This is a genomic window from Mesorhizobium sp. WSM4844 (assembly GCF_055811775.1).
The window spans coordinates 40,836-66,301 of sequence record NZ_JBVVQB010000014.1; the positions used below are offsets into that span (position 1 = coordinate 40,836).

Annotated in this window: 22 protein-coding genes; 9 read left to right on the plus strand and 13 right to left on the minus strand. The window is 60.9% G+C overall.

The window, feature by feature from the left end; genetic code table 11:
• Positions 1 to 16 precede the first annotated feature (16 nt).
• On the minus strand, positions 17 to 1,186 hold the full coding sequence (locus tag AC0L2A_RS13895; RefSeq protein WP_473609271.1) for a glycosyltransferase family protein: 1,170 nt from the start codon (positions 1,184 to 1,186) through the stop codon (positions 17 to 19).
• A 191-nt stretch (positions 1,187 to 1,377) separates the two neighbouring features.
• On the opposite strand from AC0L2A_RS13895, the gene AC0L2A_RS13900 reads away from it, so the two are divergent.
• Both AC0L2A_RS13900 and AC0L2A_RS13905 read left to right on the plus strand, forming a co-directional pair.
• Positions 1,378 to 2,874, plus strand: a complete 1,497-nt coding sequence (locus AC0L2A_RS13900) for a lipopolysaccharide biosynthesis protein (protein ID WP_287354971.1) — start codon at positions 1,378 to 1,380, stop codon at positions 2,872 to 2,874.
• Between the two features lie 38 nt (positions 2,875 to 2,912).
• Positions 2,913 to 3,935 carry a phosphoribosyltransferase gene (locus tag AC0L2A_RS13905; RefSeq protein WP_473609272.1) on the plus strand — a complete coding sequence of 341 codons (1,023 nt, stop codon included), beginning with the start codon at positions 2,913 to 2,915 and terminating at the stop codon, positions 3,933 to 3,935.
• Between the two features lie 141 nt (positions 3,936 to 4,076).
• Here the strand turns inward: AC0L2A_RS13905 and AC0L2A_RS13910 are convergent, their stop codons facing one another.
• From AC0L2A_RS13910 to AC0L2A_RS13945, 8 genes are all read right to left on the minus strand, one after another.
• Positions 4,077 to 5,156 (minus strand): glycosyltransferase, encoded by a 1,080-nt coding sequence (locus tag AC0L2A_RS13910; protein WP_473515119.1) that lies wholly within the window; start codon positions 5,154 to 5,156, stop codon positions 4,077 to 4,079.
• Positions 5,157 to 5,236: 80 nt separating this feature from the next.
• Positions 5,237 to 5,686, minus strand: a complete 450-nt coding sequence (locus AC0L2A_RS13915) for a hypothetical protein (protein WP_023796742.1) — start codon at positions 5,684 to 5,686, stop codon at positions 5,237 to 5,239.
• Positions 5,683 to 7,143 (minus strand): GMC oxidoreductase, encoded by a 1,461-nt coding sequence (locus AC0L2A_RS13920; protein ID WP_473609273.1) that lies wholly within the window; start codon positions 7,141 to 7,143, stop codon positions 5,683 to 5,685. The genes AC0L2A_RS13915 and AC0L2A_RS13920 overlap by 4 nt, the downstream gene beginning before the upstream one ends.
• A gap of 90 nt (positions 7,144 to 7,233) precedes the next feature.
• Complete coding sequence (locus AC0L2A_RS13925) at positions 7,234 to 8,565, minus strand: UDP-glucose dehydrogenase family protein (RefSeq protein WP_023796744.1); 1,332 nt, start codon at positions 8,563 to 8,565, stop codon at positions 7,234 to 7,236.
• Between the two features lie 61 nt (positions 8,566 to 8,626).
• The gene (exoK, locus tag AC0L2A_RS13930) at positions 8,627 to 9,496 is read right to left on the minus strand and encodes an endo-1,3-1,4-beta-glycanase ExoK (RefSeq protein ID WP_473515201.1); all 870 of its coding nucleotides are present in this window, start codon (positions 9,494 to 9,496) and stop codon (positions 8,627 to 8,629) included.
• Positions 9,497 to 9,638: 142 nt separating this feature from the next.
• Positions 9,639 to 10,037 carry a hypothetical protein gene (locus tag AC0L2A_RS13935; RefSeq protein ID WP_091592800.1) on the minus strand — a complete coding sequence of 133 codons (399 nt, stop codon included), beginning with the start codon at positions 10,035 to 10,037 and terminating at the stop codon, positions 9,639 to 9,641.
• A 266-nt stretch (positions 10,038 to 10,303) separates the two neighbouring features.
• A complete protein-coding gene (locus AC0L2A_RS13940) occupies positions 10,304 to 11,317 on the minus strand; it encodes a glycosyltransferase family 2 protein (protein WP_473609275.1) in 1,014 nt (337 codons plus the stop codon).
• A 406-nt stretch (positions 11,318 to 11,723) separates the two neighbouring features.
• Positions 11,724 to 12,044 carry an exopolysaccharide production repressor exox gene (locus AC0L2A_RS13945; protein WP_473515122.1) on the minus strand — a complete coding sequence of 107 codons (321 nt, stop codon included), beginning with the start codon at positions 12,042 to 12,044 and terminating at the stop codon, positions 11,724 to 11,726.
• Positions 12,045 to 12,598: 554 nt separating this feature from the next.
• Here AC0L2A_RS13945 and AC0L2A_RS13950 point away from each other — a divergent pair.
• From AC0L2A_RS13950 to AC0L2A_RS13960, 3 genes are all read left to right on the plus strand, one after another.
• Positions 12,599 to 13,273, plus strand: a complete 675-nt coding sequence (locus AC0L2A_RS13950) for a sugar transferase (RefSeq protein WP_091592795.1) — start codon at positions 12,599 to 12,601, stop codon at positions 13,271 to 13,273.
• Positions 13,274 to 13,439: 166 nt separating this feature from the next.
• Positions 13,440 to 14,648, plus strand: coding sequence for a polysaccharide biosynthesis/export family protein (locus tag AC0L2A_RS13955; protein ID WP_473609292.1), 1,209 nt, complete (start codon positions 13,440 to 13,442; stop codon positions 14,646 to 14,648).
• Positions 14,649 to 14,821: 173 nt separating this feature from the next.
• A complete protein-coding gene (locus AC0L2A_RS13960; RefSeq protein ID WP_473609276.1) occupies positions 14,822 to 15,610 on the plus strand; it encodes a class I SAM-dependent methyltransferase in 789 nt (262 codons plus the stop codon).
• 132 nt (positions 15,611 to 15,742) lie between these two features.
• Here AC0L2A_RS13960 and AC0L2A_RS13965 read toward each other — a convergent pair whose 3' ends face one another.
• On the minus strand, positions 15,743 to 17,005 hold the full coding sequence (locus AC0L2A_RS13965; RefSeq protein WP_473609277.1) for an O-antigen ligase family protein: 1,263 nt from the start codon (positions 17,003 to 17,005) through the stop codon (positions 15,743 to 15,745).
• Positions 17,006 to 17,462: 457 nt separating this feature from the next.
• Here AC0L2A_RS13965 and AC0L2A_RS13970 point away from each other — a divergent pair, with 457 nt between their 5' ends.
• The 3 genes from AC0L2A_RS13970 (at position 17,463) to AC0L2A_RS13980 (ending at position 20,766) form a co-directional block, all read left to right on the plus strand.
• Positions 17,463 to 18,392: a TIR domain-containing protein gene (locus AC0L2A_RS13970; protein ID WP_473609278.1), complete on the plus strand. Its 930-nt coding sequence runs from the start codon at positions 17,463 to 17,465 to the stop codon at positions 18,390 to 18,392.
• Between the two features lie 229 nt (positions 18,393 to 18,621).
• A complete protein-coding gene (locus AC0L2A_RS13975) occupies positions 18,622 to 19,374 on the plus strand; it encodes an SDR family NAD(P)-dependent oxidoreductase (protein ID WP_091592787.1) in 753 nt (250 codons plus the stop codon).
• Between the two features lie 51 nt (positions 19,375 to 19,425).
• Entirely contained in the window at positions 19,426 to 20,766 is a 1,341-nt protein-coding gene (locus AC0L2A_RS13980; RefSeq protein ID WP_473609279.1) for a glucoamylase family protein, read from the plus strand.
• Positions 20,767 to 20,950: 184 nt separating this feature from the next.
• Here the strand turns inward: AC0L2A_RS13980 and AC0L2A_RS13985 are convergent, their stop codons facing one another.
• Entirely contained in the window at positions 20,951 to 22,387 is a 1,437-nt protein-coding gene (locus AC0L2A_RS13985; protein WP_473609293.1) for an aldehyde dehydrogenase family protein, read from the minus strand.
• 261 nt (positions 22,388 to 22,648) lie between these two features.
• On the opposite strand from AC0L2A_RS13985, the gene AC0L2A_RS13990 reads away from it, so the two are divergent.
• Positions 22,649 to 23,680, plus strand: a complete 1,032-nt coding sequence (locus tag AC0L2A_RS13990) for a hydroxyacid dehydrogenase (protein ID WP_473609280.1) — start codon at positions 22,649 to 22,651, stop codon at positions 23,678 to 23,680.
• A gap of 29 nt (positions 23,681 to 23,709) precedes the next feature.
• Here AC0L2A_RS13990 and AC0L2A_RS13995 read toward each other — a convergent pair whose 3' ends face one another.
• Together AC0L2A_RS13995 and AC0L2A_RS14000 are read right to left on the minus strand one after the other, a co-directional pair.
• Positions 23,710 to 24,195 carry a hypothetical protein gene (locus AC0L2A_RS13995; RefSeq protein WP_023796760.1) on the minus strand — a complete coding sequence of 162 codons (486 nt, stop codon included), beginning with the start codon at positions 24,193 to 24,195 and terminating at the stop codon, positions 23,710 to 23,712.
• A gap of 91 nt (positions 24,196 to 24,286) precedes the next feature.
• Positions 24,287 to 25,466 (minus strand): molybdopterin dinucleotide binding domain-containing protein (locus AC0L2A_RS14000; RefSeq protein WP_473609282.1); only part of this gene is annotated, 1,180 nt, incomplete at its 5' end.

Sequence of the window (25,466 nt, forward strand, 5' to 3'; positions counted from 1 at the left end):
TCCTTCCCTAGCCATCCTAAGCCAGTGCCTCGGCAGCATATGAACCGGGCGCGACCGTCAACCCGCGAAGCTTCTCGACGAGCGCCCGGCAATCGCTGCGATCGTGGCTCCAGGTTCGCGGATTTCGGGCAAGAACACGCGCCCGCAATTTCCCGAAACGATGGTCCTCCAACTCGCCCAAGGCAGTCTCGAGTGCCTCGGGAGTTGCTTGAGGCAAGAGAACACCGATTCCCTGCTGGTCGAGGAACCGGCCGGTTTCGGTGTGGCCCATCGAGATCGGCACGGCGCCGAAGCGGCAGCCCTCGTAGAGGCGGTTGGGCAGCAGCCATTCAGAATTCAGCCCCTGCTCGAAAAAATCGATGGCCCAGGAAAAATGAACCTCACGGTAGATCGTCGCCATATCTTCGGGATTCCGATAGGGTCCGCCAAACGAGAGCCAGGGCTCAGATTCGACGAAACCGTGGAAATCCGGAAATTCGGAAAGCGCCGGACGGCCCCTGAGGATGATTTCGAAGCGGCCCTCAAGTCGCCGGGAAAATTCGGCCAGCAGTTCCAGGGAGCGGCGGCATCGGAGCGCGCCGAACCAGCCGATCCGCCAAGGCGGAGCGACGGGCTCCGCCGCCGTGCGATCATTCAGCGAAACCGCGGCAGGCTCGAAATATTTGTTTTCGAGCAGTTCGACCGGCGCGGCAATCTGCCCGAACGGCTTGAAATAGTTTGCGATGAAGGCCGGCGAACTGGTGACCAGCAGCTTTACATCCCTGGCCAGATAGCGCTCCGCGCCGCGCATCGCCTTGCCCAGAAAATCGTCGCGAAGCATCAGGCGATGGATGTCGAGACACTCATAGACGATCGGCACGGTTGCCTGGAATGCCGATTTGGCACGCCGGGCAAGCGCCAGCATTTCCAGATTGCGCGCGATGATGAGGTCGGGTCTTGGCATCGAACCGAGTTTCGACCTGATCGAAACCGCCGCCTGGGTGACCGCTGCCAGCCGCTGGGCGAATCGCCCATCGCGCGTTGCGCCAAGATCGATCGGATGCAAGCCCTCGACCTCGGCGATCGGGCTTGCTGACCGGCGAAAGCCTGCCAGTGTGACCTGGGCACCGCCTGCCTTGAGCATTATGATCCGCCGGCGCACTGCCGGATCGGAGACGTCGTGCACCAAGTACAAGACATGCAGCATGAAAAACTCGACCGCTGTTGGCCCGCCCGAAAGAATCCTAGTACAGCTCGTGCTGCATCGCAACATTTTTGGTGCAGCGTAGCAAAAATCAATGTTTTTTGTTGCGCTGCAATATTATTGCCGTAGTTTGATGGTGGCATCGGGCATGGGTCGGGACTCCGGGACCGGCACGAAAATCAGGGACCCTGAATTTGCAAGCCAATGCATTCGACCCGCCAGAGGGCTCTCTCCGCAGATCGGTCGGACGCGGCGCTATCATCACGGCTTTGGCGCAATCGGTGCGGGTTGCGACGCAGATCGTCTCCGTCATCGTGCTGTCGCGCCTGCTCTCGCCGCAGGACTTCGGCGTCGTGGCGATGTGCGCGCCTGTGCTGGCGTTCATCGCGCTGTTCCAGGATTTCGGCCTGACCCAGGCGACGGTTCAGAAAAGCGGAATCAAGCATGAAGAGGTCAATTACCTCTTCTGGGTCAATGTCGCGGTTAGCGCATTGCTCGCCTGCGTGCTTGCCGGCGCGGCGCCTCTGGTCGCCGCCTTCTATGGCGAACCGCGGGTGTCTGGTCTGGTGGCAGCACTCGGGCTGCAGATCATAGCCTATGGGCTGGGCGCCCAGCATCTGGCGCTGTTGACACGCCGAATGCAGTTCGCCCGCTTGGCCATCATCGACGTCGCAAGCGCCATTGCCGGCCTTGCCGTATCGATCGCCTGGACTTTCATCGACCGTTCCTACTGGGCGCTTTTTGCCGGCACCCTGACAGCAGCCGTACTGCCCACGCTTTGCTACTGGGCAAACTCGCGATGGCGCCCCAGCCTGCCGCGCAAGGTCAACGGCATCAGCGAGCTGATCAATTTCGGCGCCGGCATCACCGGGTTCAACTTCGCCAACTTCTTTGCCCGAAATCTCGACAATGTGCTGATCGGAAAATACTGGGGCGAAGCGCAGCTTGGACTCTATGACCGCGCCTACAAGCTGCTCCTGTTTCCGTTGAGCCAGATCACCAATCCGCTGTCGAAGGTCATGGTGCCGGCTCTTTCCAGGCTGAAGGACGAGCCGGATCGCTACCGCAGCGCTTATCTTCGCGTCATGCCGCTGATATTGCTGGTCGCACTTCCGGGTGTCGCCTTCGCCATCGCCATGGCCGACGTGCTGATACCGTTCGTGCTCGGCGAGCAGTGGCGGCAGAGTTCCAGCATCTTCCTGGCGCTCGGTTTTGCCGGTCTGCTGCAGCCGCTCAACAACCCGGCGGGATGGCTTTTCATCAGCCAGGGCCGCTCGGGCGATTTCATGCGCTGGGGCATCATAACAGCCTTGACGTCGGTGCTGGCCTTCCTGATCGGCCTGCCCTATGGCGCGCTGGGCGTGGCGATCGCCTATGCGGTCAGCGAGTATCTCAGAACGCCTTTTCTGTGGCTGTATATCGGAAAGACCGGGCCGCTGCGGGCAAGCCATATGCTTCGCGCGGCAACGCCCTTCGTGCTTGGCGCGCATCTGGCGCTTGCCGCGATCTGGTTCGCCAAGCCGTTGCTGCCGCAACAGCACATCGTCGCGATGGCGAGCGCGGTGGCGCTGTCCTACATGATCACGGTCATGACCGCGCTGGCGTTTGCTTCCGGCCGCGAGGCGTTGCGGGAGGCCCTAAAACTGCTGCCGGCACGGGCGCCTAAGGCAGCGCCAAGCGAGGCGAAGTAACTTGCACGGACACCCATACGAGGACCAGGTCTGATCCCATGCACTACCGATCGATCTCCGACATGAATGACGCGATTGTCAGGAACCTTCACCGGTTGCCGCGCGATATCGACCTGGTGGTCGGGGTCCCGCGAAGCGGCATTCTCGCCGCCACCCTGCTCAGCCTGACGGCAAACATTCCGATGACCGACCTGGATAGTTTCCTGGCCGGTAAGATCTATACTTCGGGCGTCACCAAACGGCGCGCCGCGCTCGACCGCCAGGCGACCGATATGCGCAAGGTCCTGGTGATCGACGACAGCGTCAGCGGCGGCGCTGCCATGAGAGAGGCGCGCAGCCGGGTAGAGGCCGCCGGCATCAAGGCGGACTTCACCTTTGCCGCGGTGTTCGGCCTGCTGCCCCAACACGAGGAAACCGACATCGTCCTCGAGGTCGTGCCGCATCCAAGGATGTTCCAATGGAACTTCATGCACCACAAATTCCTCGCGCAAAGCTGCGTCGACATTGACGGCGTGCTTTGCCTGGACCCGACCGAAGCAGAGAATGACGACGGCCCCGCCTATGAGAAATTCCTGGGCGAAGCGCTGCCTCTGTTTGGCCCGACCCGCAAGATCGGCTGGCTCGTCACCAGCCGGCTCGAGAAATACCGCACGCTTACCGAAGCATGGCTGGCAAAGCACGGCATAGAATACGACAAGCTGATCATGCTTGACCTGCCGAGCAAGGCTGAACGGCAACGGCTTGGCGTGCATGGCAGTTTCAAAGCCGATTTCTACCGCAAATCCGATGCCATCCTGTTCATCGAAAGCGAGCACCAGCAGGCCCTCAAGATCGCCGAGCTTTCCGGCAAGCCGGTGCTGTGCGTTGAAACGCATCTGGTAATTTATCCTGACACGCTGTCACTTCCGGCACTTGGACAGGCGGCGCGCAACCTTCCGGGCAGGTTAAGGCAGATCAGTTCGCCTGACGGGCGCAAGACGGCAATCAAGACCGTCGCGCGCACGCTGCTTGGCGAACGCGGTTACGAGACGCTCAAAAGCCGGGTCAAACGACCGGCTTGAACCTGGTTTCGGGACTTAAAGCGCGTCACGCGACGCGCGCTTTTGTTTTGTTTTATGCAGTCGTTATCGCAAAACCGCTACGCACCCTCGGGTCAGGCCGCCCAGGGTCAGGCCCGAGGGAATGCTTTTGCGCGACATGGGTTAGGCGGCTTGCCGCGAAGGCTGTTGTGTCGCCCTCTCCAGCATCGAGAAGAAGGTCGCGAATTGACCCGCCGGATCGAGTTCCGGGCGCTCGGAGAATGCACGCGCCGCCGCTGAAAGCCGCCCATATTCCAGGCTGTCGGTCCACAGACGCCTGACCGCTGCCACCCAGTCGGCGAGTGGGGCATCGTAATCCAGCACCACGCCACCGGAGCCGATCGCTTCGGGCAGGCCGCCACGACGCGAGCCGACGACTGGAATGCCGCTGCAATGGGCTTCCGACGCCACCCGACCCCAGGCCTCTTCCCATTTGCTGGGAGCCAGCAGGATTTTCGTGCGGCCGTAGACCGTCTTCATGTCGTTGGTCCGGCTCTCCAGGGTGACGTTGCCGAGCGGCGCGATCGTCTGCTCGATCCGGGCCCGATGATCATCGTCAAGCTTCCAGCTTTCGACGAACAGGAACGGGATTTCAGAGCAGGCGGCGGCGATGCGCACCGCAAGCTCGAAACCTTTTTCCTCATAGGGGTTGATCAGCGTGACAAACTCGCCCGTCGTCGGCGTGCGGTAGAGCGCGGGATTGATGGTCGGCGGTATAACCGTCGAATCGATATCGAATTTTGCCTTGTAGGTGCGCGCCGTGAACTCGGAATTGGCTATGTAGAGCGCCGAATGCAGCTCGCGCAGATCGCCGCCCAATTCGTGGAACTCGACATTCCTGAGATAGACGACCAGCGGCACGCCTTCGGCCTGCAGCGCCTTGCCGATCGGAACCGACTTGTGGCACTGGACCACGGCGACATCCGGCCTCAGCTTTTCGACGGCGAAACCCGCCGCCTCCCAGGGAAACCAGGCGCGCACGACCGGATAGCCCGGAAAGCTGTCGATGACAGCGCGCTGCCTCAAAAGTTTCATCTTGGCGCGCGCCTTGTAGCCGAAGACGCCCTGGCCGAACAGGGCGGCGAGCACCGAAGCCTCATGCCCGTGCTCGCGCAACTGTTCGGCAAGGTGATGGGTGCTGGACTGGACACCGCCGCTGAACTGGGGCGTGTAACCGTTACCGCCTGCAAAAAGCACTTTCATGGTTTCGGCTCCTTGTCGCATTCTCAAGTTTACGGGCAATGACGCACGGCTTATTTTCGGATGCTGGCTTGCGAACCGCTTCAAGCATCCTGCTGCGTCTCCAAATTGGCGAACGGATTGGTACACGGCTGCCATCCGGTGAACCGGACCGGGTCGGCTGGCGAACTGCGCCGGGCGTAGTCGGTCAGCATATGGAACTCGGCAATGACCCAGCGGTCGAAATGCCTCAGGTCCTGTTTTTTCTGTTCGGGCAGAAACCGGCGTGCGGCGCCCAATTTCAGCGCCTCAAGCACAGTGACAGCATCGCCCAGCTTTGTGTTTGGAAATATCCAGGGGTTCCGCTTCTGGAATTCCAGGACGAACTGCTGCAAATGTTCGATGCGCATGTTCAGCCTGCCGAAATATCTTTCGAGCGTGACGCGCACCAGGTCTTCGTCCGAAAGCGAGGAAACGGTGGCGTAGGCGATGCCGGTCGAAGCAACTCCGCCAGCCATGATGGCCAGTGCCGCGCGTCGCGAAACCTTGGTCATCCGGCCATTTCCTTTCCTGCTATCCGGCTCGCCGCCCGCAGGGAGAGGGCTGCCGCCGTCAGGCTCGGGTTGGCGCAGGAACAGCTTGGATATGTGCTCGAGCCGACGACAACCAGGTTCCTGAGCTGATGGTGGATCATGTCCCGATCGACCACCGAATCCGCCGGGCTCGAGCCCATCCGCAACGTGCCCTGGACATGCGACTCGGTGCGCCGGATGCCGCGATCGAAGATCTCTTCGACCGGCAGCGGGGCCAGAAGCGCCGCCAATTTCTGCTTTGCCCGCGCCATGCCCTTGACCGCATAGTCGGATGCTCCCGCGAAACTGACGAAGGCGTTTTCATCCTCGTCGAGAATCACGAGATTTTCCGGGTCGAGCAGGTCTTCGGTAACAATGATGATGGGAAGCGTCTGACGGACACGTCCCTTTTCAGGGCGCATCCCGTGCTGCCAGCGGTTTTCGAAATAGACCAGCGCCGCAGCATGGTCCGATCTGTGAGCGCCGTCATAAAGGCCGAAATTCAAGCCGGTGGTGATGGTGCTTCCGTCGAAATTATCGACACCGTCGAGATAGGCTTCGAAATTCCATCCGTAGGATTCGTGCAGGCCGCGCCCGACGAATTCGCCCGACAGGCCGGACCGCAACATGATCGCCGGGCTCTGGATGGCATTGGCGCCCAGTATGAAAAGATCGCCGCTGACCGAATATTCCTTGCCCTCATGCACGAATGCGACCGAACGGACTGAACCGCCGATATGGTCGAGCCGGCGCACTTCAGCGCCAAGGCAGACCGAAACGTCGGGATGCTCGAAGACGTGCATCAGGCCATTGTTGGCGGTGAATTTGGCATCGACCGGGCATAATCCGCACCGCAAGTTGGCGCAGCAAGAAGACCGTTGCGCGGTCGGCACGCGCGCGCGGGCTGTCGGCATGACAAAATGCTGGTCCGGCTGCGCCGCTTTCATCATCCGGTCCGGCGTCGACATGTGATGCGGTGGCTGGGGAAATGGCCTGGAACGCGGCATCATCGCCGCCATGTCGGGGTCGCCTGAAATCGACATGACGTCCTCTGCATCGCAGTAAAACGGCTCGAGCTCGTCATAGCTGATCGGCCAGTCGTTACCGACGCCGTAGAGGCTTTTCAGCCTGAAGTCGTTCGGGTGAAAGCGCGGCGTCTGGGCGAACCAGCAATTCGTTCCGCCACCCAATCCGATGGTGTAATTCCACGGCTTGTCAGAGTTGGTCTTGTAGGTGGTCTTGTCCTCGATGTCGGTGTTGACGTTCTGCTCGAGCTGCCATTCATGCGTGTTGTGCCCGCCCCATTCCAGAACCAGAATGCGTGCCTTTCGCTGCTTGGCGAACGCATGCAGGAAGAAGGCCGAACCGAAACCGGAACCGACTGCGACAAGATCGAAATGCTCGTTGGCGATCTGTTCCGGCCTGATGCCCAGCACCATCAGAGAAGACCCCTTGTTGACACGAGCGCGTTCATCGAAGCCTTCGCGATCGTCCTTGATGTCCTAGCCACCGGCCTGTCCCGCCTGATCTCACGCCGCCATCCTGCCGATCGAGTGATATTCGATGCCGTAGCGAGCGATGACCTTGGGGTCGTAGAGGTTTCGACCGTCGAAGATGATCGGCGTGGACAGCGCATCCTTGATCGCGTCGAACGACGGTGCCTTAAAATTCTTCCACTCGGTGGCGATCATGAGCGCATCGGCGCCACGCAGCGCTGCCTCCTTGGTCCCGCACAAGAGCAGATCCTCGCGCAGTCCGTAGACGGCCTGGCATTCCTGCATCGCCTCGGGATCGTAAGCCTGCACTTTGGCACCGGCCTTCCAGAGCGCTTCCATCAAGACCCGAGCCGGCGCCTCACGCATGTCGTCGGTATTGGGCTTGAACGCCAGGCCCCACAGCGCAAAAGTCTTGCCCTTCAGATTGCCGTTGAAACAGCGGTTCACCTTATCGAACAGGACCGATTTCTGTTCGTTGTTGCGTTCCTCGACGGCGCGCAGCAGCTTGGCATCGAATTTGACGCCTTCGGCGGTCTTGATCAGGGCGCGCACATCCTTGGGGAAGCACGAGCCGCCATAACCGAGGCCCGGATAGATGAAGTGGTAGCCAATGCGCGGATCGCTGCCGATGCCCTTGCGGACCTCCTCGATGTCGGCGCCGAGTTCCTCGGCCAGATTGGCCATTTCGTTCATGAAGCTGATCTTGGTCGCCAGCATGCAATTGGCCGCGTATTTGGTGAACTCGGCGCTGCGCACATCCATCACGATCATCTTCTCGTGGTTGCGGTTGAATGGGGCGTAAAGCTCACGCATCACCGCCTCGGTGTCCTCGCTGCCGGTGCCGACGATAATGCGGTCGGGCTTCATGCAGTCGGCCACCGCGGAGCCTTCCTTGAGGAATTCCGGATTGGAGGCGACGTCGAAAGTAAGATCCTCGCGGCCCCGCGCCTTCAGCGTCACGGCGATCCTGGCCTTAATCTTTTCGCAGGTGCCGACCGGCACGGTCGACTTGCCGACGACGATCTTGGGCGCATCCATCTCCCGGCCGATGGCCTCGGCAACGGCCAGCACATATTTGAGGTCGGCCGAACCATCCTCGCCCGGAGGCGTGCCGACAGCGATCATCTGGATCTGGCCATGCTTGACGGCGGCCGCGGCGTCGGTGGTGAACTTGATGCGGCCGGCCGCATGGTTCTCCTTGACGAGGTTTTCGAGCCCGGGCTCGAAAATCGGAATGAGGCCCTGATTGAGCCGCTCCACCTTTTTCACGTCGATGTCGACGCATAATACCTGATGGCCGACTTCGGCAAGCACCGCCGCCTGCACCAGACCGACATAGCCGATTCCAAAGACCGTCAAATTCATTTGATTTCATTCCTGTTCAAGACTTCGGAGCGCTTTCGGCCCGGCCGGTTCAGATTGGTCTCTACTTAATGCTGCATGCCAGCGATTCCGGAAACTGGCATGGCTGGCCGAGCGCCGTGAATGCGATGCGATCCACTTGCAAGGTAAGCTTGCGACCCGGATCCGAAAACGGCCCGAGCCATTCCTTCATCGTGTTGCTGCCCCAGAGGCTAAAAAATATCTTTTGCGCATGGCTGGGCAGCTTTGCCGGATCGGTGATCGTGTTCACCAGCTCGCCATTGACGTACCAGCGCAGCCGGTCCTTCTCCCAGACGAAGGCGTAATCGTTAAAAGCCTTGTCGGTGCCGCCAGCTACATCGACCACTTTCTCGTTATTGCCCTTGCCAGCGATGTAGGCGTTGACCTGCACTTTGGAGGTGTCCTTGGTCAGCACCTCGAAGTCGATTTCATCCCACGGCTGCTTGTCGGTTGGGCCGATGTAGGTGAAGAAGGAGGCGTTGATGCCAGAGCCCGAATCGGTTTTCATCCGCGCCTCATAGGTGCCATAGCCGAAGCGCTGCTTGGATTGGACCTCGCCGCAGGCAAAGTCGCGATCCTTCACCTTCTGCTTTTCGAAACCGAGCGTCAGCATGCCATTGGAAAGCTTGACCTGTCTTTTGGACCAGATGCAGTTCTGATACTTGCCGTTCGCCCAGCCGTCGGCAATGTACCAACGCGCCCGGTCGAAGCTGGTGAAATCATCGACGAACGATGGCGCAGTCGGGATGTCCTGCGAACGGGAAGGGGTCGGGCCCGCAACCAGGCTGCCGAGTGCGACCAGCAGAAACGCTCCGCCCGAACATAGCTGCCTCAGTTTCCCTTGCCTCATCATGCGCGTGAGCGGCCGGTCGCCGGTTGCTGGGGTGGACGTGCTTTTCGAATCCGCGTTCATACCAAACTCACCTTGTGCTGTGCGCCCCCCCAACCCAAGTCGATGTTCAAAACCATGACGAAACGAGCTGATCTTGACCTTCTGCCGGTAGCGTCCCCGGTTGCCTGCTTCTTGCCCAGTGCCAGCCAGGCTCTTTGAAATTTCACCCCGCGCCGGCGGCAGGGTTGGCGAAATCGGCCTTGGTGGCCGAGCCAGGTTGGGCGCTTTCATCGAAGATAGCATCCAGCGAATGCCGGAGACCCTTCATCAATTCGTTCTGGCGGGCGAGCGCCGCGATGCGCCGCTCGTAATTCAGGATCGACTTCGTCAGTTCGCTGACCTCGGAGGATCTGCTGGAGGAGGCCGCGCCATTTTCCATCGCCTCGACCAGGAAGGCGGCGTTGGTGGCCTTGGTCCGGTAGCGATTCTCAAGCCCGTTTTTCTCCGCCTCGATCTCGGCTGCGATCTGGTCAAGCAGCTTTGCCAGGCGGTCAAGGCGCGAGATATCGGTCTGCCTGTCTCGAGCCGGATCCCTTGATCTGAAGCCAAATATCGAGGCCATGCGCTCAGTTTCCTGTCATAGCCGGCCTAAGCTGTCCCTTGTGCCCGGCCGGGCCAAAAAAGTTCTTGTCGCATCGTCCAGCTCCTCTGACAGGCGGACATTTTCGGCCGATTCAAACAGCCAATCAGAATTGCTGCACCGCAACATACATGCCATTCCCAAAGCGAGTAGGCAACCACCTAGTGCGGCGAATCGGAAATTCGCATCGCTTTGAGGCAGGGTAAGGACCTGTTGACATGATCGGTGTGGGGCGCCGGCGGACCAGATCAAGCCTCGCCGACCGGGCTGGTTGCGGCCATGAGAAAGCGCCGCGACGGCACAGGCTGTTTCGAGCCAAAGCCGGCGCGGCGAAACAGCGCATCCAGCTTGTCGGCGGCCACGCCGCGAACGATGGGGATGAGATTGGATTGGCTGGCCAGGGCGTAGGCCGCAGCCGCTGTCAGCCCTCTCTCGTTCTTCACGTCGAGGAAGTTTCGCAACCGATATTTGTCGCGCACCTGCCGTTCGTGCTTTCTGAGCACGGCCTTGGAGCCTTCCGGCAAACTGTCGATCGCCAGCAGCGCCAGATCCGCGTCGGCCAGACGCTTGAGATCCTGCGTCTTGTGCTGGCCGCTCAGCGAATCCGCGCGAACGATCGCGCCGTAGCCGCAGGACCTGATGACCTTGAAGCGCGCCCCGCAAGCAACTGCGCGCGCGTAGAGTTCATAGTCTTCGCCCAGCCGCAGGTTTTCGTCATAGCGCAGCCCATGCCGGTCCAGAAAAGCGCGGCTGATCACCGGTTTGAGAAAACCCAACTCACCTCTCTGCACACGACGACTGGAGATGTTGCCTTCGATGAAGCGCTCGAAATCGAGAAATTCCGGATCGGCCGAAAACCGCGGAGCGGTGATTTTCGAAACGTCGGTCGCCGCATCGTCCCTGATCATCATGATGTTGTCGGCAGCGAAATCCCAATCGGCGCTGGCGAACAACTCGCGAAATCTGCCCTCGAGAAAAAAATCGTCGGCGTCCAGAATGCTGATGAACGGCGATTTGGAACTGGCGATCGCGGCGTTGCGGGCCAAGGAAGGACCGCCGTTGACGTCGAGCCGGATGACGGAAAGCCTGCCGCTGCCATCGTCGGCCGCTCGAACGATTTTCGCGGTATCGTCAGTGGAGGCGTCATCGACGACGACGACTTCGGCCACCTCCGGCTCGCGCAAGGCCGATGCGATGGCAACCGCAATTGTCCGCGCCGCGTTGCGAGCGGCAATGATCACGCAGACTTCCGGTTCTGTCATCAATTCGCCTCTCGACTGCACAGGTAGCTCCGAATTTTCTCCCCAATGCAGCTCTCGTTCTCACTGACTGCCCGGCTGTACGAAACGTCAGCCGGCGCTTATGCTGCGAGTGCGAAGCATCGTTAAAATCACTCGCTCCGTCCAGTCTTTCCTTTCGGGGTCGTCATGGCGCAAATCGACGGGCGGTGAAATGCCAGCGGATAGACGGGCCGCTTCGCACACCGTCCCTGCCCATTCTGGATGGGTGATCAGCGCACTCGAATCGCTGATCACCAGGTCGATCGACAGGATTTAGGCAGTGGTGGCCAGGGAATCCGAGGCTGAAGGGAAATCACAAGTCGGTTGCCCAGGATGCTGTCGGGCGAGCAGTGCGCCAGGGACCTGGCCGACGCTACCTGCCGTTAGGTCAGTGGAGGCTTCTCCTGGCACTGAACTTCTCGCCATCGGCCGCTTCGGTCGAACTCAGCTTTCGTTCGACGTCGCGAATCTTGTCAGCCGACGTCGGGGTATTTCTGGCAACCATGGCGAAAACGAGCAGAAAGTAGCCCAGTTGAATGACAATGGCGCAGGCTATGGCGCGAAGAAGCGTTGTGCCTAGCGAAGCGCCGTTGAGATAAGACCAGGCGACCACGATCGCCAGCGCGAAAATCATGCCGATAATGAATTTTGGTAGCGACATACCCGACAGCCCGTCAACCTGCTCGGGCAAAAATCGATGATTGACCACCCCGAGCCTCCCTTCGCCATGCGAGCTTGTTGAGGCCACCCGCTTTTTGGCCGGTTGCTTCCGGCCTTCCCACGCTGTCCATACTCTGACAGAAACAATTTGCAACTCTATTAAGGTGTGCAATAGCGGGCAAGGCCAGCCGCAAATTATTTTGCATAAGTTCGGGGGATCGACTCTGCCATGTTGCGACGCACACCCCGGCATCACAACCAATCACCCGGTATCGACTCACGTCAGTAAGAGCCGCAATATTAATCAGTATTTTACTTTAGGAGCGCTTTATATTTTAAAAAGCTACAGCACGATAATTCTCAACCACGCGGCACAAAGAGCGATACGCCCAAAATCAGCCTCAAAAAGGCACTAACTTTTTCAAGGTTGCCCATAATTTGTCACGAACGCGCCATAAAAGGCCAAAATTTGCGCAGGATCGGTTTATTATTTAATCAATGCATGACGCGATTATTTCAGGCGCTCAAGGAATTGTGTGTTGCGATGCAGCATTTTTTTGATATCGTGCGGCAAACCATCCGTTCAACGTATGGAGTTTATGCATGAGGGACGTAGCCAAGCCGGCCGACGCGGATTTTCCACAGGCCGGTATCGACTTTCCACCAATCGGCGGCCTGCTCAAACGCAGCTTCGATATCGCCGGTTCACTGATTGGGCTGGTTGCTCTCAGTCCGCTGTTTGTGATGGTCGCGCTGCTTGTCAAGTTTTCCGACGGCGGGCCGATTTTCTACGGTCACAGGCGGATCGGGCGGGGCGGACGGATTTTCCCGTGCCTCAAGTTTCGCACTATGGTGCAGAATGGCGAACAGGTGCTGGCGGCATACCTTGCCGCCAACCCGGACGCCAAGGCCGAATGGATAGCTACCCGCAAGCTCAAGAACGATCCGCGCGTCACGCGTGTCGGGGCCGTGCTGAGGAAGCTCAGCCTCGATGAACTGCCGCAGATCATCAACATCCTTCAGGGTGACATGAGCCTTGTCGGTCCTCGCCCGGTGGTGCGTGACGAGCTCGAAATCTACGGCAGTTCGGCCGTCTATTACCTGAAATCGCGCCCTGGCCTGACCGGGCTCTGGCAGGTCAGCGGCCGCAATGACGTTTCCTATGACAGCCGTGTCGCGTTCGATCGCCACTATGTCGAAAACTGGTCGCTGTTCGAGGACATTCGCATCATCATCAAGACCGTGCCTGCCGTCTGGATGTCGCGGGGCTGCTATTGACCGGCCGGCAGCCGGTGCGCGGAGTGACTGTCCAGACGCCAGGCATTCTGCAGCAAGCTTCATCGGACCGGCCCAAAGCGAATCGGAAAACATACAGTTGAAAACAGACATCTTCGAAATCTCCTGGGCCGGCACGGTTAGCAATCGCATGCGACCGATGCGGCTTATGACCACCTGCCTCGCGCTGGCGCTCGCCGTTCCGCAACTCGCCGCGGCCGACGAGTACCGGCTTGGATCCCAGGACAAGCTGACCATCCGCGTGGCCGAATGGCAGACCGTTGAAGGCACGTTCCGCGACTGGACAGCCGTCAACGGAGAATACACGATCGGCCCGTCTGGAACATTGTCGGTGCCGTTCGTCGGCGAAATGCCGGCATCCGGCAAGACCACATCCGAGATCGCGGCGGCGATCAGCCAGGCGCTCCAGCGCAAGCTCGCTCTGGCGGACCGGCCGGAAGCCTCCGTCGAAATGGCGCAGTACAGGCCGTTCTACATTTCCGGGGAGGTGCAGACGCCGGGCCAGTATCCCTACGTGCCCGACCTGACCGTCCTGAGGGCGATGAGCATCGCCGGCGGTGTCCGGCGGGCCCCCGAAGGACAGCGGTACGACCGCGACATGATCAACGCCAAGGGCGAGTTTGACGTTCTCCAGGACCAACGGGTCCGACTGATCGTTCGGCGCGCGCGCATCGAAGCACAGATCGCCGACAAGCCGACATTCGACGTGCCGAAAGAGCTGGCCGAGGATCCGAAGCTGGCAAGCATCGTTGCCGACGAGATGGCGATCCTGACGGCCGATCAAAAGAATCTCAAACTGCGCCTTCAGGCGCTCGACGATTTGAAGAAGCTGCTGCAGAGCGAGATCGATTCGCTGCAGAAAAAGATCGTCAACCAGCAGCGGCAGGTCGACCTGGCAAAGGAACAGCTCAGCGGCATCGGTTCGCTGGCGCAAAAGGGCCTTGTGGTCAACACTCGGGTTCTGGGTTCGCAGCAAACGATCGCCGACCTGGAAGGACAGATCCTGGATTACGAAACGGCTATCCTCACCGCCAGGCAGTCGATCAGCAAGGCCAACCAGGACGCCATCGACCTGGAGAACACCCAGAATGCCGACCTCGCCACTGGCCGGCAACAGGCAGAAGCCGATCTCGCCGAAACAATGCTCAAGATGAACATGCACACCGGCCTGATGGCCGAAGCCATGTCGGGGAACCCGGCGCTACAAGGCTATCGCGACGGCGAAGAGCCAACGATGTCGTTTGGCCTGGTCCGGATGGTCGACGGCAAGACCAGCGAAATCGCCGCCAGCGAAGATACACCCGTGCTGCCTGGGGACGTGATCAAGGTGAAGCTGGTGCCAATGGCAAGCCAGTAAGCCTTCAAGCGATCGGCCGATCCGATCAAGCCGAACAGATTCGATCGGCAAAGAGTTCGACCCCGACGAGTTCGACCTTGAACTCGTCGACACTGTGCTCGCTGCCCGACAAGCCAGCCTGCCGCCAATTCGGGACGTGAGTAATTACAGCGCAAGGAGATGTTGTGCTTTAGTTGCAACTCAAATCCGAGGAGGACTTCGTCATGCACAGTGCAAGGGACGAGATCGTCAGTCGAGAAAGAGAATTTCACAATCTAAGGTTTAGTCAGGAGGAGGATCCAAGAGGAAGCCTGGACAAGTGGTATCGAACGATTCGACATGGCGCTGAACGTCAAGACGAGCAGATAAAACGGCTTTCGAAAAATGCAGACGTGCTCGAGTACGGTTGCTCCAATGGCGGGTGGTCCCTGCATTCCCTGCACCTGCCCGATCATTGCCGATCTCTGACGGGGATCGATATTTCGGATGTAGCGGTAAACAAGGCGAACGAACGGGCGAGCGCGCTTGGAAGCACGAACGCTACATTCCTGGCGATGAATGCGGAAGCCATGTCGTTCGAGGACAACAAGTTCGACCTGGTGTATGGACGCGGGATCATCCATCACCTGGACCTGGACCGGTGTTTTTCCGATGTGGTCCGTGTCCTGAAGCCGAACGGCGTGGCGTCCTTCTACGAGCCGATGGGACACAATCCGCTCCTGAATGCCTACAGAAAGCGGACACCCCTCATCCGCACCGCTGATGAACATCCCTTGCTGATTTCGGACTTCGCTTTGGCCCGCCGCTATTTCAGCGATGTCCAGGTGGACTATTTCGGCCTGTGCTCCGTAGGAAGCGCGCTGATGCCGCGAACCATCTCGGAGACCGTCTACACGGTTGGCAAAGCTGTCGATTCAGTGGTTTTGACGCTTCCCTTTGTGAAGCGGTTCGCATGGTACGCGCTCCTGACCCTCAGGGCCTGATCAACAGGCAGCAAACCCAACTCGGGCGAGGCTCGCCTGCTGCCTGTGAGATGAGATGATTGCTTGGCCTTGCGCTGTCAGGCGGCGTTTTTGTGCGCGCCACCAAAATCAAGGTAATATTTTAGCCCTTGCTTAGCGCCCTGCGGTTTCTGGTTCCGCGAGGTCCGCTGCGGTCCATCGGGGACGGGCGACATGCACCCTGACCAGCTTGAAGTAGCTGTAATACAGAAGGAAGGAACCCGTGATGTAGGGATTGAAGGTGTCGATCTCAACGAAGGACCGAATGAACAAAAGCACCATCACGCCGGCAAGAATCACCGACTCGGCTTGCCATGCCCTGAATATCAGGGCCGATATATGGCCCCATAGCGTGCGCAGGATGATCAGCGAAATCAGCGTCGCCCCGACATAACCGAGCTCGACGAGGGCTTCGATATAGGTGTTGTGGAAGTGGAAGCCGCTTCGGGTTGTGATGTAGAATTCGTTCCAGAGCCGCTCGGCCTCGGCGAACCCCTGCACCCAATAGGCCGCGTAGCCGACGCCGAGGACTGGCGCCTGCTGCGCCGCTTCCCAGCCCTGCTCCCAAAGATAGGTCCGTCCGGTGAGCGTGGAATCCTTTCCGAAGGCGCCAAGGACGAAATCCAGAAGTCCTGCAAAGGCAACCACGGTGACCACGACCAGCCCGCATGCGCCGACCACGAAAATCACCCGTCGGTAGCGGAGTGGAAGCTTTTTGGCCATGGCAAGCAGAGCCACCAGAGCGAGAACTGCCGGTATCGAAGCCGTCGAGGTGGCGGAATGCGCCATGATCAGAAGATAGGCCGATAGGACGAGGATGGGCGCCGTCAGGATGAAGCTTATCCGGCCGCGCCTGAGAAAAACCAGGAAGACAATGCAAAAATAGATGCCAAGGGAGGCGACAAACCCGATCTGGTTCTTGGAGCTGAATGCGCCGACGAAATTGTACGTCCCGTCGAGCATATCATAGGAATAACCCCCGACCTTGAGCGAATAGAGCAGGACGACAAAAATCCCGATCAGTGAGCCTATCGTCAACGTCCGGACGCTGACGGTGCGCGCGGCGATGTAGGCGCAGGCGATATGGGAGCAATACTGGATTGACGTCCTCAACGTGATACCGGGGGCATCCGACCAGAACACCGAGAGGCAGACATAGAATGCAAACGCCAGCGGCAGCCACGCGCTGGAGGCATGCCGCAACAGCCGCCGGTAGTCTACCAGAATCAGGGGAAGCCAGACCGCATAATAGGCCAGGATCAGGATCGGCCCGAAAACCGAGGAGTAGGAGAACGCCCAAATGGAGATGGCAACAGCAAATGCGCCGTAGACGGTGCTCTTCTCCGGGTCGACCAACAGAGATTTTGGAATCTTCATCTCGGTAGCGAATTCCCGTCCATGCAGTTCAATGCCGATTCGCCGCCGCGCCATGCGCGAACGCTCTGATTGTGCAGTGCAATATTAACCCATCCCCCACAGCCTGTCACCCAAATGAGGCAAAAACAGCCATAAGGCGCCCCGAGACGGCGGTAAAAGGCCACGACAGGCCGTGCGGCAAGAACCCGAGCATCCCGGCGCAGGGCTGGGGCATCGCTATCGGCGCCGTCAAAAGCCATCGCCGCCGCATTTAACGAGACGGTCGGCATGACCGCCGCGCGAACTGTTTTTGCAGTTGTTTTCAGCACCGGACCGAAAAATAGCAGCCGGCATTCGTTGCATCCGTTGCAATGAATGAGGCCCTCCGCGTACGCTATCTCGGGAACAACCAGACGATGGCCGCACCAACAATAGGCAGACGCTGGTCGTCCCCGATCTGCTGGGTTGGAGCAAACGGATGGACAAACCTCGAATCTTCCTGGGCTCGTCGGGGAAGCAGAAAAAACTGCTGCAGGCGCTGACACGCGGTCTTGAAGACATCGCGCATGTGGAACCCTGGACGACGTCCTTCAATCCGGGGACAACCACACTGGGGCGCCTGCTCGAGCTTACGCGGGAAGTCGACTTCGCCGCTTTCGTCTTCGCCCAGGACGACTGGACGAGTGGAAGCCTGCCAGCATCATCTGCTCCTGTATCCGCTCAAGCTTCTCCGCGAGACAATGTCGTCTTCGAAGCCGGCCTTTTCGGCGGAGTCCTTGGAATGCGCCGAACGTTTATCCTTCATGCCAACGGTTCCAAGCTTCCAAGCGATCTCCTGGGCCTGACGTCCGTGAGGTATGGCGAAGCGACGACCGCCGCGGAGATGAGAGCGGTCAACCAAAAGCTGCGAAAAGCTGTTGAAAATGAAGGCCGCGTCGCCCGAATAGAGGGCCTTTGGTGGCAGTTTTCCCTGTCGGAGCGGACCGTAAAGGAACCGTCCGCCGTGAGCCTCCTGCGTATCTCGCGAGACCGCGATGGCGCGTTGGAGTTGGCCGGCCGCTCATGGCAAGAGAATGGCAGTCTGTCCGCCAGATACTGGAGCGAGGCGGTAAAGGAGAGAAAGGAGCCTGCCGGCATCTTCTACTTTTGGAATGGAGAACGGCCCTTGGATGCGAACGCGTCGCAGTTGTACGGGACGGGGGAGATCCGGCTGGAGTCCGCCGATCGCGCGTCCGGGTACTTTACCACACGCGCCGACACGCAGCCAAAACTGAACGCGCGCACCTCAGGCGTCTACTTGCGCGCCGAACCGGAGGACTTGAGCATCCTGGACGGGCGCGACAACCAGCGACGAGTGGAGTTGATCGCGGAGCGGCTGAGCCATTGGAGGTCGATCAAGAACGTTTGAACGGCGCCCATGGGAGTCGCTCGGACGGGCCCGGCGCCTCGCCGCGACCGCAGCTCAGTATCTTATGGAGAGGAAACAGCCAAGAGCGGCTCTCAACCGCCTGCTCCTGGCCCACCATGAACCTGTTCGAGGCTCCAGTCCCCGGCTTGAACTTCTCCGCTGTTGACTTCACATTCGCCGCCGGCGGTGTCGCCAGCGCCCGTCGGGGCGGGCAAATGAGGGAGACCATATGCCAATGAGTTTTGCGGGACGGTTTGCCGGACGATCGGCCGTGGTCACCGGTGGCGCCTCAGGCATCGGGCTGGCCGTCGCGCAACGAATCGTTGAAGAGGGCGGGCGCGTTTGCGTCTGGGATCGCAACTCCACCCAGATCGAGCAGGCCAAGGCTGTCATCGCCGACTTGCACGGCGTGACCGTCGACGTCGCCGATCCTGTAGCGGTCGCACAGGCCGCCCGGCAGACGATCGAAGCCCTTGGCGCGGTCGATATCCTGGTCACCAGCGCGGCCATCACCGGACCGAACATGACGACCTGGGACTATTCGGTGGAGGATTGGCACCGGGTCATCGACATCAACATCAACGGCGTCTTCTACTGCAACAAGGCGCTGGTTCCGCACATGCTCGAGCGCAATTACGGCAGGATCGTCAACATCGCTTCGATCGCCGGCAAGGAGGGAAACCCGAATGCCTCTGCCTACAGCACCTCCAAGGCGGCGGTGATCGGCCTGACCAAGTCGCTGGGCAAGGAACTGGCCAAGACCAAGGTGACGGTGAACTGCGTCACGCCGGCAGCGGTGCGCACCGCGATCTTCCAGCAGATGAGCCAGCAGCACATCGATTTCATGCTGTCGAAAATACCAATGGCGCGGTTTGGCGAGGTCGAGGAGGTGGCGGCGCTGATCTCGTGGATCGCTTCCGAGGAATGTTCCTTTACGACGGCTGCCGTTTTCGACGTTTCCGGCGGCCGGGCGACCTATTGAAGCAACTGGAACGATTTGCAACCTGGGACGCCGGACTGGAGTTTACGTCGTTTGCTTAGGGTCGAACCTCCACAGTCCGACGAAGAACTGCTCGACCGCTTCCAGCGCGCCGCCTTCGGCTATTTTCTGGAAACCGTGAATGCGGAAAACGGACTGGTTGCCGACACGTCGCGGCCAAATTGGCCGGCAAGCATCGCAGTCGTCGGCTTCGCCCTGTCCTGCTATCCGGTCGGGATCGAGCGCGGCTGGATAGCACGAGACGCAGCCGTGAAGCTGACGCTTGCCGCACTGCGTTTCTTCTGGAACAGCCGGCAAGGCGATGGCGACGACGTCACCGGCCACAAAGGCTTTTACTACCATTTCCTCGACATGCGGACCGGCCTGCGCGCCTGGCGATGCGAGTTGTCGGTGGTTGACACGGCGCTGCTCATGGCCGGCGTGCTCACGGCTGGCGCCTATTTCACAGGCGACACTGACGACGAAACCGAAATCCGCGAGCTGTCGGAAATGCTCTACCGACGCGTCGACTGGCGATGGAGTCAAGGCAGCAGACCGACCTTGCGACAGGGCTGGAAGCCGAAGAGCGGTTTTCTGCGTTATGGCTGGGAAGGCTACACCGAAGCGACGATCCTTTACGTCCTGGCAATGGCCGCCCCCGACAAACCCGCCTCGGACGACAGCTATGCCGGCTGGACGGCGACATATCAGTGGGAAAACATCTACGGCCACGACGTGCTCTACGGCGGCCCGCTGTTCATGCACCAATTCTCGCATGCATGGATTGACTTCGATGGCATCCGGGATGCGTTCATGCGGGACAAGAACTCGGACTATTTCGAAAACAGCCGCCGCGCGACCTACCTTCACCGGGACTATGCGCGGCACAACCCCTCTGGCTATGACGGCTACGGCGAAGCACTTTGGGGACTTTCGGCGGGTGACGGACCCGGCAAATTCCGCGCGCGAATCGAGCGGCGGCCGCGCAAATTTTCCGGCTATGCAGCGCGTGGCGCACCGTTCGGCCCCGATGACGGAACGATTGCGCCGTGGTCGTATCTCGCATCGCTGCCCTTCGCACCGGAAATCTGCCTGCCTGCGCTGCGCCACCTCAGAGAACGCCACCCTGAGGTGGTCGACGGTTTCAGGATGCCGAGCGGCTTCAACCCGACGCTGGCGAACCGGCGGAAGTTCGGGCCGAGCGGCTGGATATCGGATGCGCACTATGGACTGGACCAAGGCATCGTCGTGCTGATGATTGAAAACCACCGCTCGCGGCTGATCTGGGAGCTGATGCGGTCGAGCCCGCATATCCGTCGCGGCCTGTGCAAGGCCGGGTTCTCCGGCGGCTGGCTGTCGCAGCCGGCGAGCCCTCCTCGCAAGGACCCCTGCTGAATGACGGCTAAAACGCGCCGCGTTTGACCGGCCTCCTGCGACGCGCTTTAGGTTGCTGTTTCATGCATGTGCGCGACATGCATTAGCGCCCAGTGGTCGCTGTCGTTTCGGCCACGAAGACGTTCGCCTTCCCGGCAACTCGCGCTGCTGGGAAGGCCGTTCGATTTCGTCTGGCTTGATTTACTTAGCCGGCGAACGTGTAGGCGGTCTTTACCGTAGTGTAGAATTCCGCTGCGTAGCGGCCTTGCTCGCGCGGGCCGTAGCTCGATCCCTTGCGTCCGCCGAAAGGCACGTGGAAGTCAACGCCCGCCGTCGGCAGATTGACCATCACCATGCCGGCCTCCGAGTTGCGCTTGAAATGCGTGGCGTGCTTGAGGCTCGAGGTGCAGATGCCCGACGTCAGCCCGAACGGCGTGTCGTTCGCTACCGCCAGCGCCTCGTCATAGTCCTTGACGCGGATGACGTTGGCGACCGGCCCAAAAATCTCCTCGCGTGAAATGCGCATGGCGTTGGTGGCTTGCGTGAATAGCGCCGGTTGCAGGTAGAAGCCGCGGGTTTCGCGATCGAGCCGCTCGCCGCCGAAGGCGAGATCGGCGCCTTCCTGGCGGCCGATGGCGATATAGTCTTCGTCCTGTTTCATCTGGCTCTGGTCGACGACGGGTCCGATCTGGGTTTTCGCCTCGAGGGCGTCGCCGACGACCAGCTTGGCGAGGCGATCTTTCATCGCATCGACGAAGCGGTCATGGATGCCGTCCGTCACGACCAGGCGGGACGACGCCGTGCAGCGCTGGCCGGTCGAGAAATATGCGCCATTGATCGCGCAGTCGACCGCGACGGCTAGGTCTGCATCGTCGAGCACGACGAGCGGGTTCTTGCCGCCCATTTCGAGCTGGTACTTGCGCATGTGCTCGACGCTGGCGGCAGCCACGCGCTTGCCGGTGCCGACCGAGCCGGTGAAGGTGATGGCATTGAGGTCAGGGCTGTCGAGCATGGCCTGGCCGACTACCGAACCCTTGCCCATGACGAGATTGAGCACACCCTTAGGCAGGCCCGCACGGTGCAATATGTCGACAATGGTCCAGGCGCTCTCCGGAACCAGCTCGGCCGGCTTGAAGACGATGGTGTTGCCGTAGGCCAGGGCAGGAGCGATTTTCCACGCCGGGATGGCGATCGGGAAATTCCAGGGTGTGATGATGCCGACGACGCCGACCGCTTCGCGTGTGATCTCGACACCGACGCCGGGCCGCACGCTTGGAACCAGCTCGCCCGACAGGCGCAGCGTCTCACCAGCAAAGAAATCGAAAATCTGGGCGGCCCGCACGGTTTCGCCAATTCCCTCGACCAGCGTCTTGCCCTCCTCGCGCGCCAACGCCCGGCCGATTTCATCTTTCCGCGCGGTGATCTCGTCCGACGCCTTCCTCAGCACCGCATGGCGTGCCAGCAAGCCCGATCGGGACCACGCAGGAAATGCCGCTTTCGCCGCCGCGATGGCCTGCCGCGCCTGCTCGGCGTCGCCCGACGCATATTCGCCGACCACGTCGTCGAGATTGGAAGGGTTGATGTTGCGGGAGCCGGCATCGCCCACCCACTCGCCATCGATGAGGTTCTTTCGAAACGGGATCATGTCGCTGTCTTCCTTGTCCTTCGATTGCCGTCTATCTGGACCACCAGCCGCCACACCGCAAGGCCGCCAGCGGCAAAGTTCTGCTCCTCGACAGGCATGTGCTAAGCAGGTTTCGGAAAAGTGTTCGATGTTTTCCGATAAAAACCTGCGACAAACACAAACCCGGCAGGCGAAGCCCGGCAAGCCTGCTTGGGTGTCGAGGTGGTAAACCATGATTCTAGTGCGGCGCGACGCGGATCGCGCCAGGAGGAGGCTGCCATGTCCGACAGCGCGTTGCCGCTGGTGATCAGTGCGCCCGAGCCACGCACGCTCGACCTGATTTTCACGCCCGAGGCACTGGCGAGATTCCGCGCCAGATACCGTATCGTCGAAACGTCGCCAGAAGGCGTCGCGGCCCTGCCACACGATGTGCTCGCCGAAGCGCGCTACATCGTCGGCCAGCCGCCGATCGCGCCGGAGTCGCTGGAAAGGATGAGGGCGCTGCGCTGTGTCTTCAATGTCGAGAGCAACCTCATCAACAACATGCCGTATGAAACGCTGTTTTCGCGCGGCATCCATGTCGTCACCACCGGCATGGTGTTTGCCGAGCCGGTGGCCGAGCTCGGTCTTGCCATGGCGCTCAACCTCGCCCGCGACATCGTCGACGCCGATCTTGCGTTTCGTCAGGGCAAGGAGCTGTGGGGCGGCGAGGGTAACCGGACGGCGCGGCTTCTCTCCGGCGCGGATGTCGGTATCATCGGCTTCGGCGATCTCGGCCGTGCGCTCAACCGGCTGCTGTCGGGCTTTCGCACGCGGACCAAGGTCTTCGATCCGTGGCTGCCGCCCTCGATCCTGATCGAGAACGGCGTCGAGCCGGCTTCCCTCGACACGGTTTTGTCGAGTAGCGATTTCGTCTTCGTCGTCGCTTCGGTGACCAGCGAAAACCAGGGTTTTCTCGGCACTGAGGCCTTTGCCAGGATGCGCAAAGGAGCCGCCTTCATCCTGCTCAGCCGTGCCGGCGTGGTCGATTTTCCGGCGCTGATGGATGCAGTTCGCAGCGGCCACATCGTCGCCGCCAGCGATGTGTTTCCGCAAGAGCCGCTGGCGCAGGACCATCCTGTCCGCACGCTGCCCGGCTTCCTGCGCTCCGCCCACCGGGCCGGCGCGCTCGACATCGCTTTCAAGCGCATGGGCGACATGGTGCTGGAAGACATGGACCTGATCGACCGCGGCCTGCCGCCAATGCGTTCGAAGCGGGCCGAACGCGAGACCGTTTCGCGCATGCGCTCGAAGCCGGTCGACAAGAACTGAGCCGTCAGGCCCAGCGGCTGCGAGGTTTCTCAGATGGTGAACGACCAGAACAGGCAGGCGAGCGTCGCTGCGGCGAAGACGACAAAGAACAGGCTTCTCAGCAGGATATTGCGGCGCAGCTCGTTCATGAAGAGATGGCAGCCGACGACGGCCACGACAAACAGGAACCGCCAATTCAGCAGTGCCGGCAGGACATTGCTTCGATCGAAAGCCCATCTGGCGGCGAGGCCGCCAATGATGGCCGCGAACAACACGATGACTGTCCAGAAGATCGCATCCGCAGCATGTGTCAGGACGATGCCGGCGACCCTGATCGGCAGGATCATCATCAGCAACGCGCTGAAGAAGTACACGCCCGCGAGTGGGATAAACGTCCCGGCATCGGCGACGTCGTCCAGGCGTTCTGCGCCGATCGCACCAAAGGGATAGCCATGCCTGGCCACTGCCAGGCTGAGAGCCATCAGCAAAGCCGTCAATATGGCCACCAATGCGAATGAAGTGAGGGCTTTGCTCATAATAGTCCTGCTCGGAACGAATCGAATAAGGACGTTGGTAGCCCACCGTTTGTAAATTGCTGGTAAGCATCGCGACGCGCTTTGGACGCCCTCACTCCGCCGCGTGAAGGCGCCGCGCCTCGATGATGGTCCTGATCTCGGCGCGGCAGGAGCCGCAATTGGTGCCGGCATGCAAGGTGGCGCCGATCGCTTCGACGCTTACGCAGCCTCCGCGCACCGCTTCGGCGATCTGATTGGCGCCGACCCCGAAACAGGAGCAGACGATGGCGCCGCGATCGACGCTGTTGCCGCCCGGCCGCCCCGCCACGATCGCCAGTCGCCCGCGCCGATCGGCATGGTCCGCGCTCAACTGCTCGACCGCCCAGCCGCGCGACACCGCGACCGGCCTGGGCGCAAGATAGAGCGCGCCAGTCAGCCGGCTGCCGGCAAAGCGGGCGAAGCGATAGTGCCCGCCGGCGACATCATGATAGGCGAGCGTCTCGCCTGGCGCGTCCGCCCCGAAAAGCGAGGCCGCGAAACCCGGCCAGTCCCGGTCGGCTTCCAGCGCAAGCTCGAGACGCCAGCCGGCGGCGCAGCGGGCGAGGCTCCAATAGTCGGCGTCGATCGAGGCTGGCCGTTCGGCAAGCACTGCGAAGCCGAACGCGACGGCAGCGAAGCGTTCCACCCTGGCGGCAACATTCTTCGAGGCCGGCTGTCCTGAAATCGGATCGGTGATGGGCGCCACCAGCGCATCGACACGAGCCCGCGCGGAAAACTGGTCCGTCCAATGCATCGGCACGAAGACCGAGCCTGGCCGCTGCCGCGCCGTCACCAGCGCACGAAGCAGCACCTCGCCATGCTCGGTTGAGACACGGACGATATCGGCATCGCCGATGCCGAAGTGCTGCGCGTCCGCCGGGTAGATTTCGGCGAACGGCTCGGCCAGGTGCTGCGACAGCCGCTGGCTTTTTCCCGTCCGCGTCATGGTGTGCCAGTGGTCGCGAACCCGCCCGGTATTGAGCACCAGCGGGAATTTTTCGTTCGTGCGGGTTTGCGGAACTGGACGGATCGGGATGAAGCGCGCCTTGCCGTCGGGTGTGTAGAAGTTGCCGTTGGCGAAGAAGCGGGTGCTGGCTGAGCTATGTCCAGCTTGAACACCCCCCTGGGGGGGGGGGGGGGGGGGGGGGGGGGGGGGGGGGGGGGGGGGGGGGGGGGGGGGGGGCGGGGGTGGGGGGGGGGGGGGAGGAGGGGGGGGGGGGGGGACCCGCCCAACCAGCCCGGGGGGGAGATAG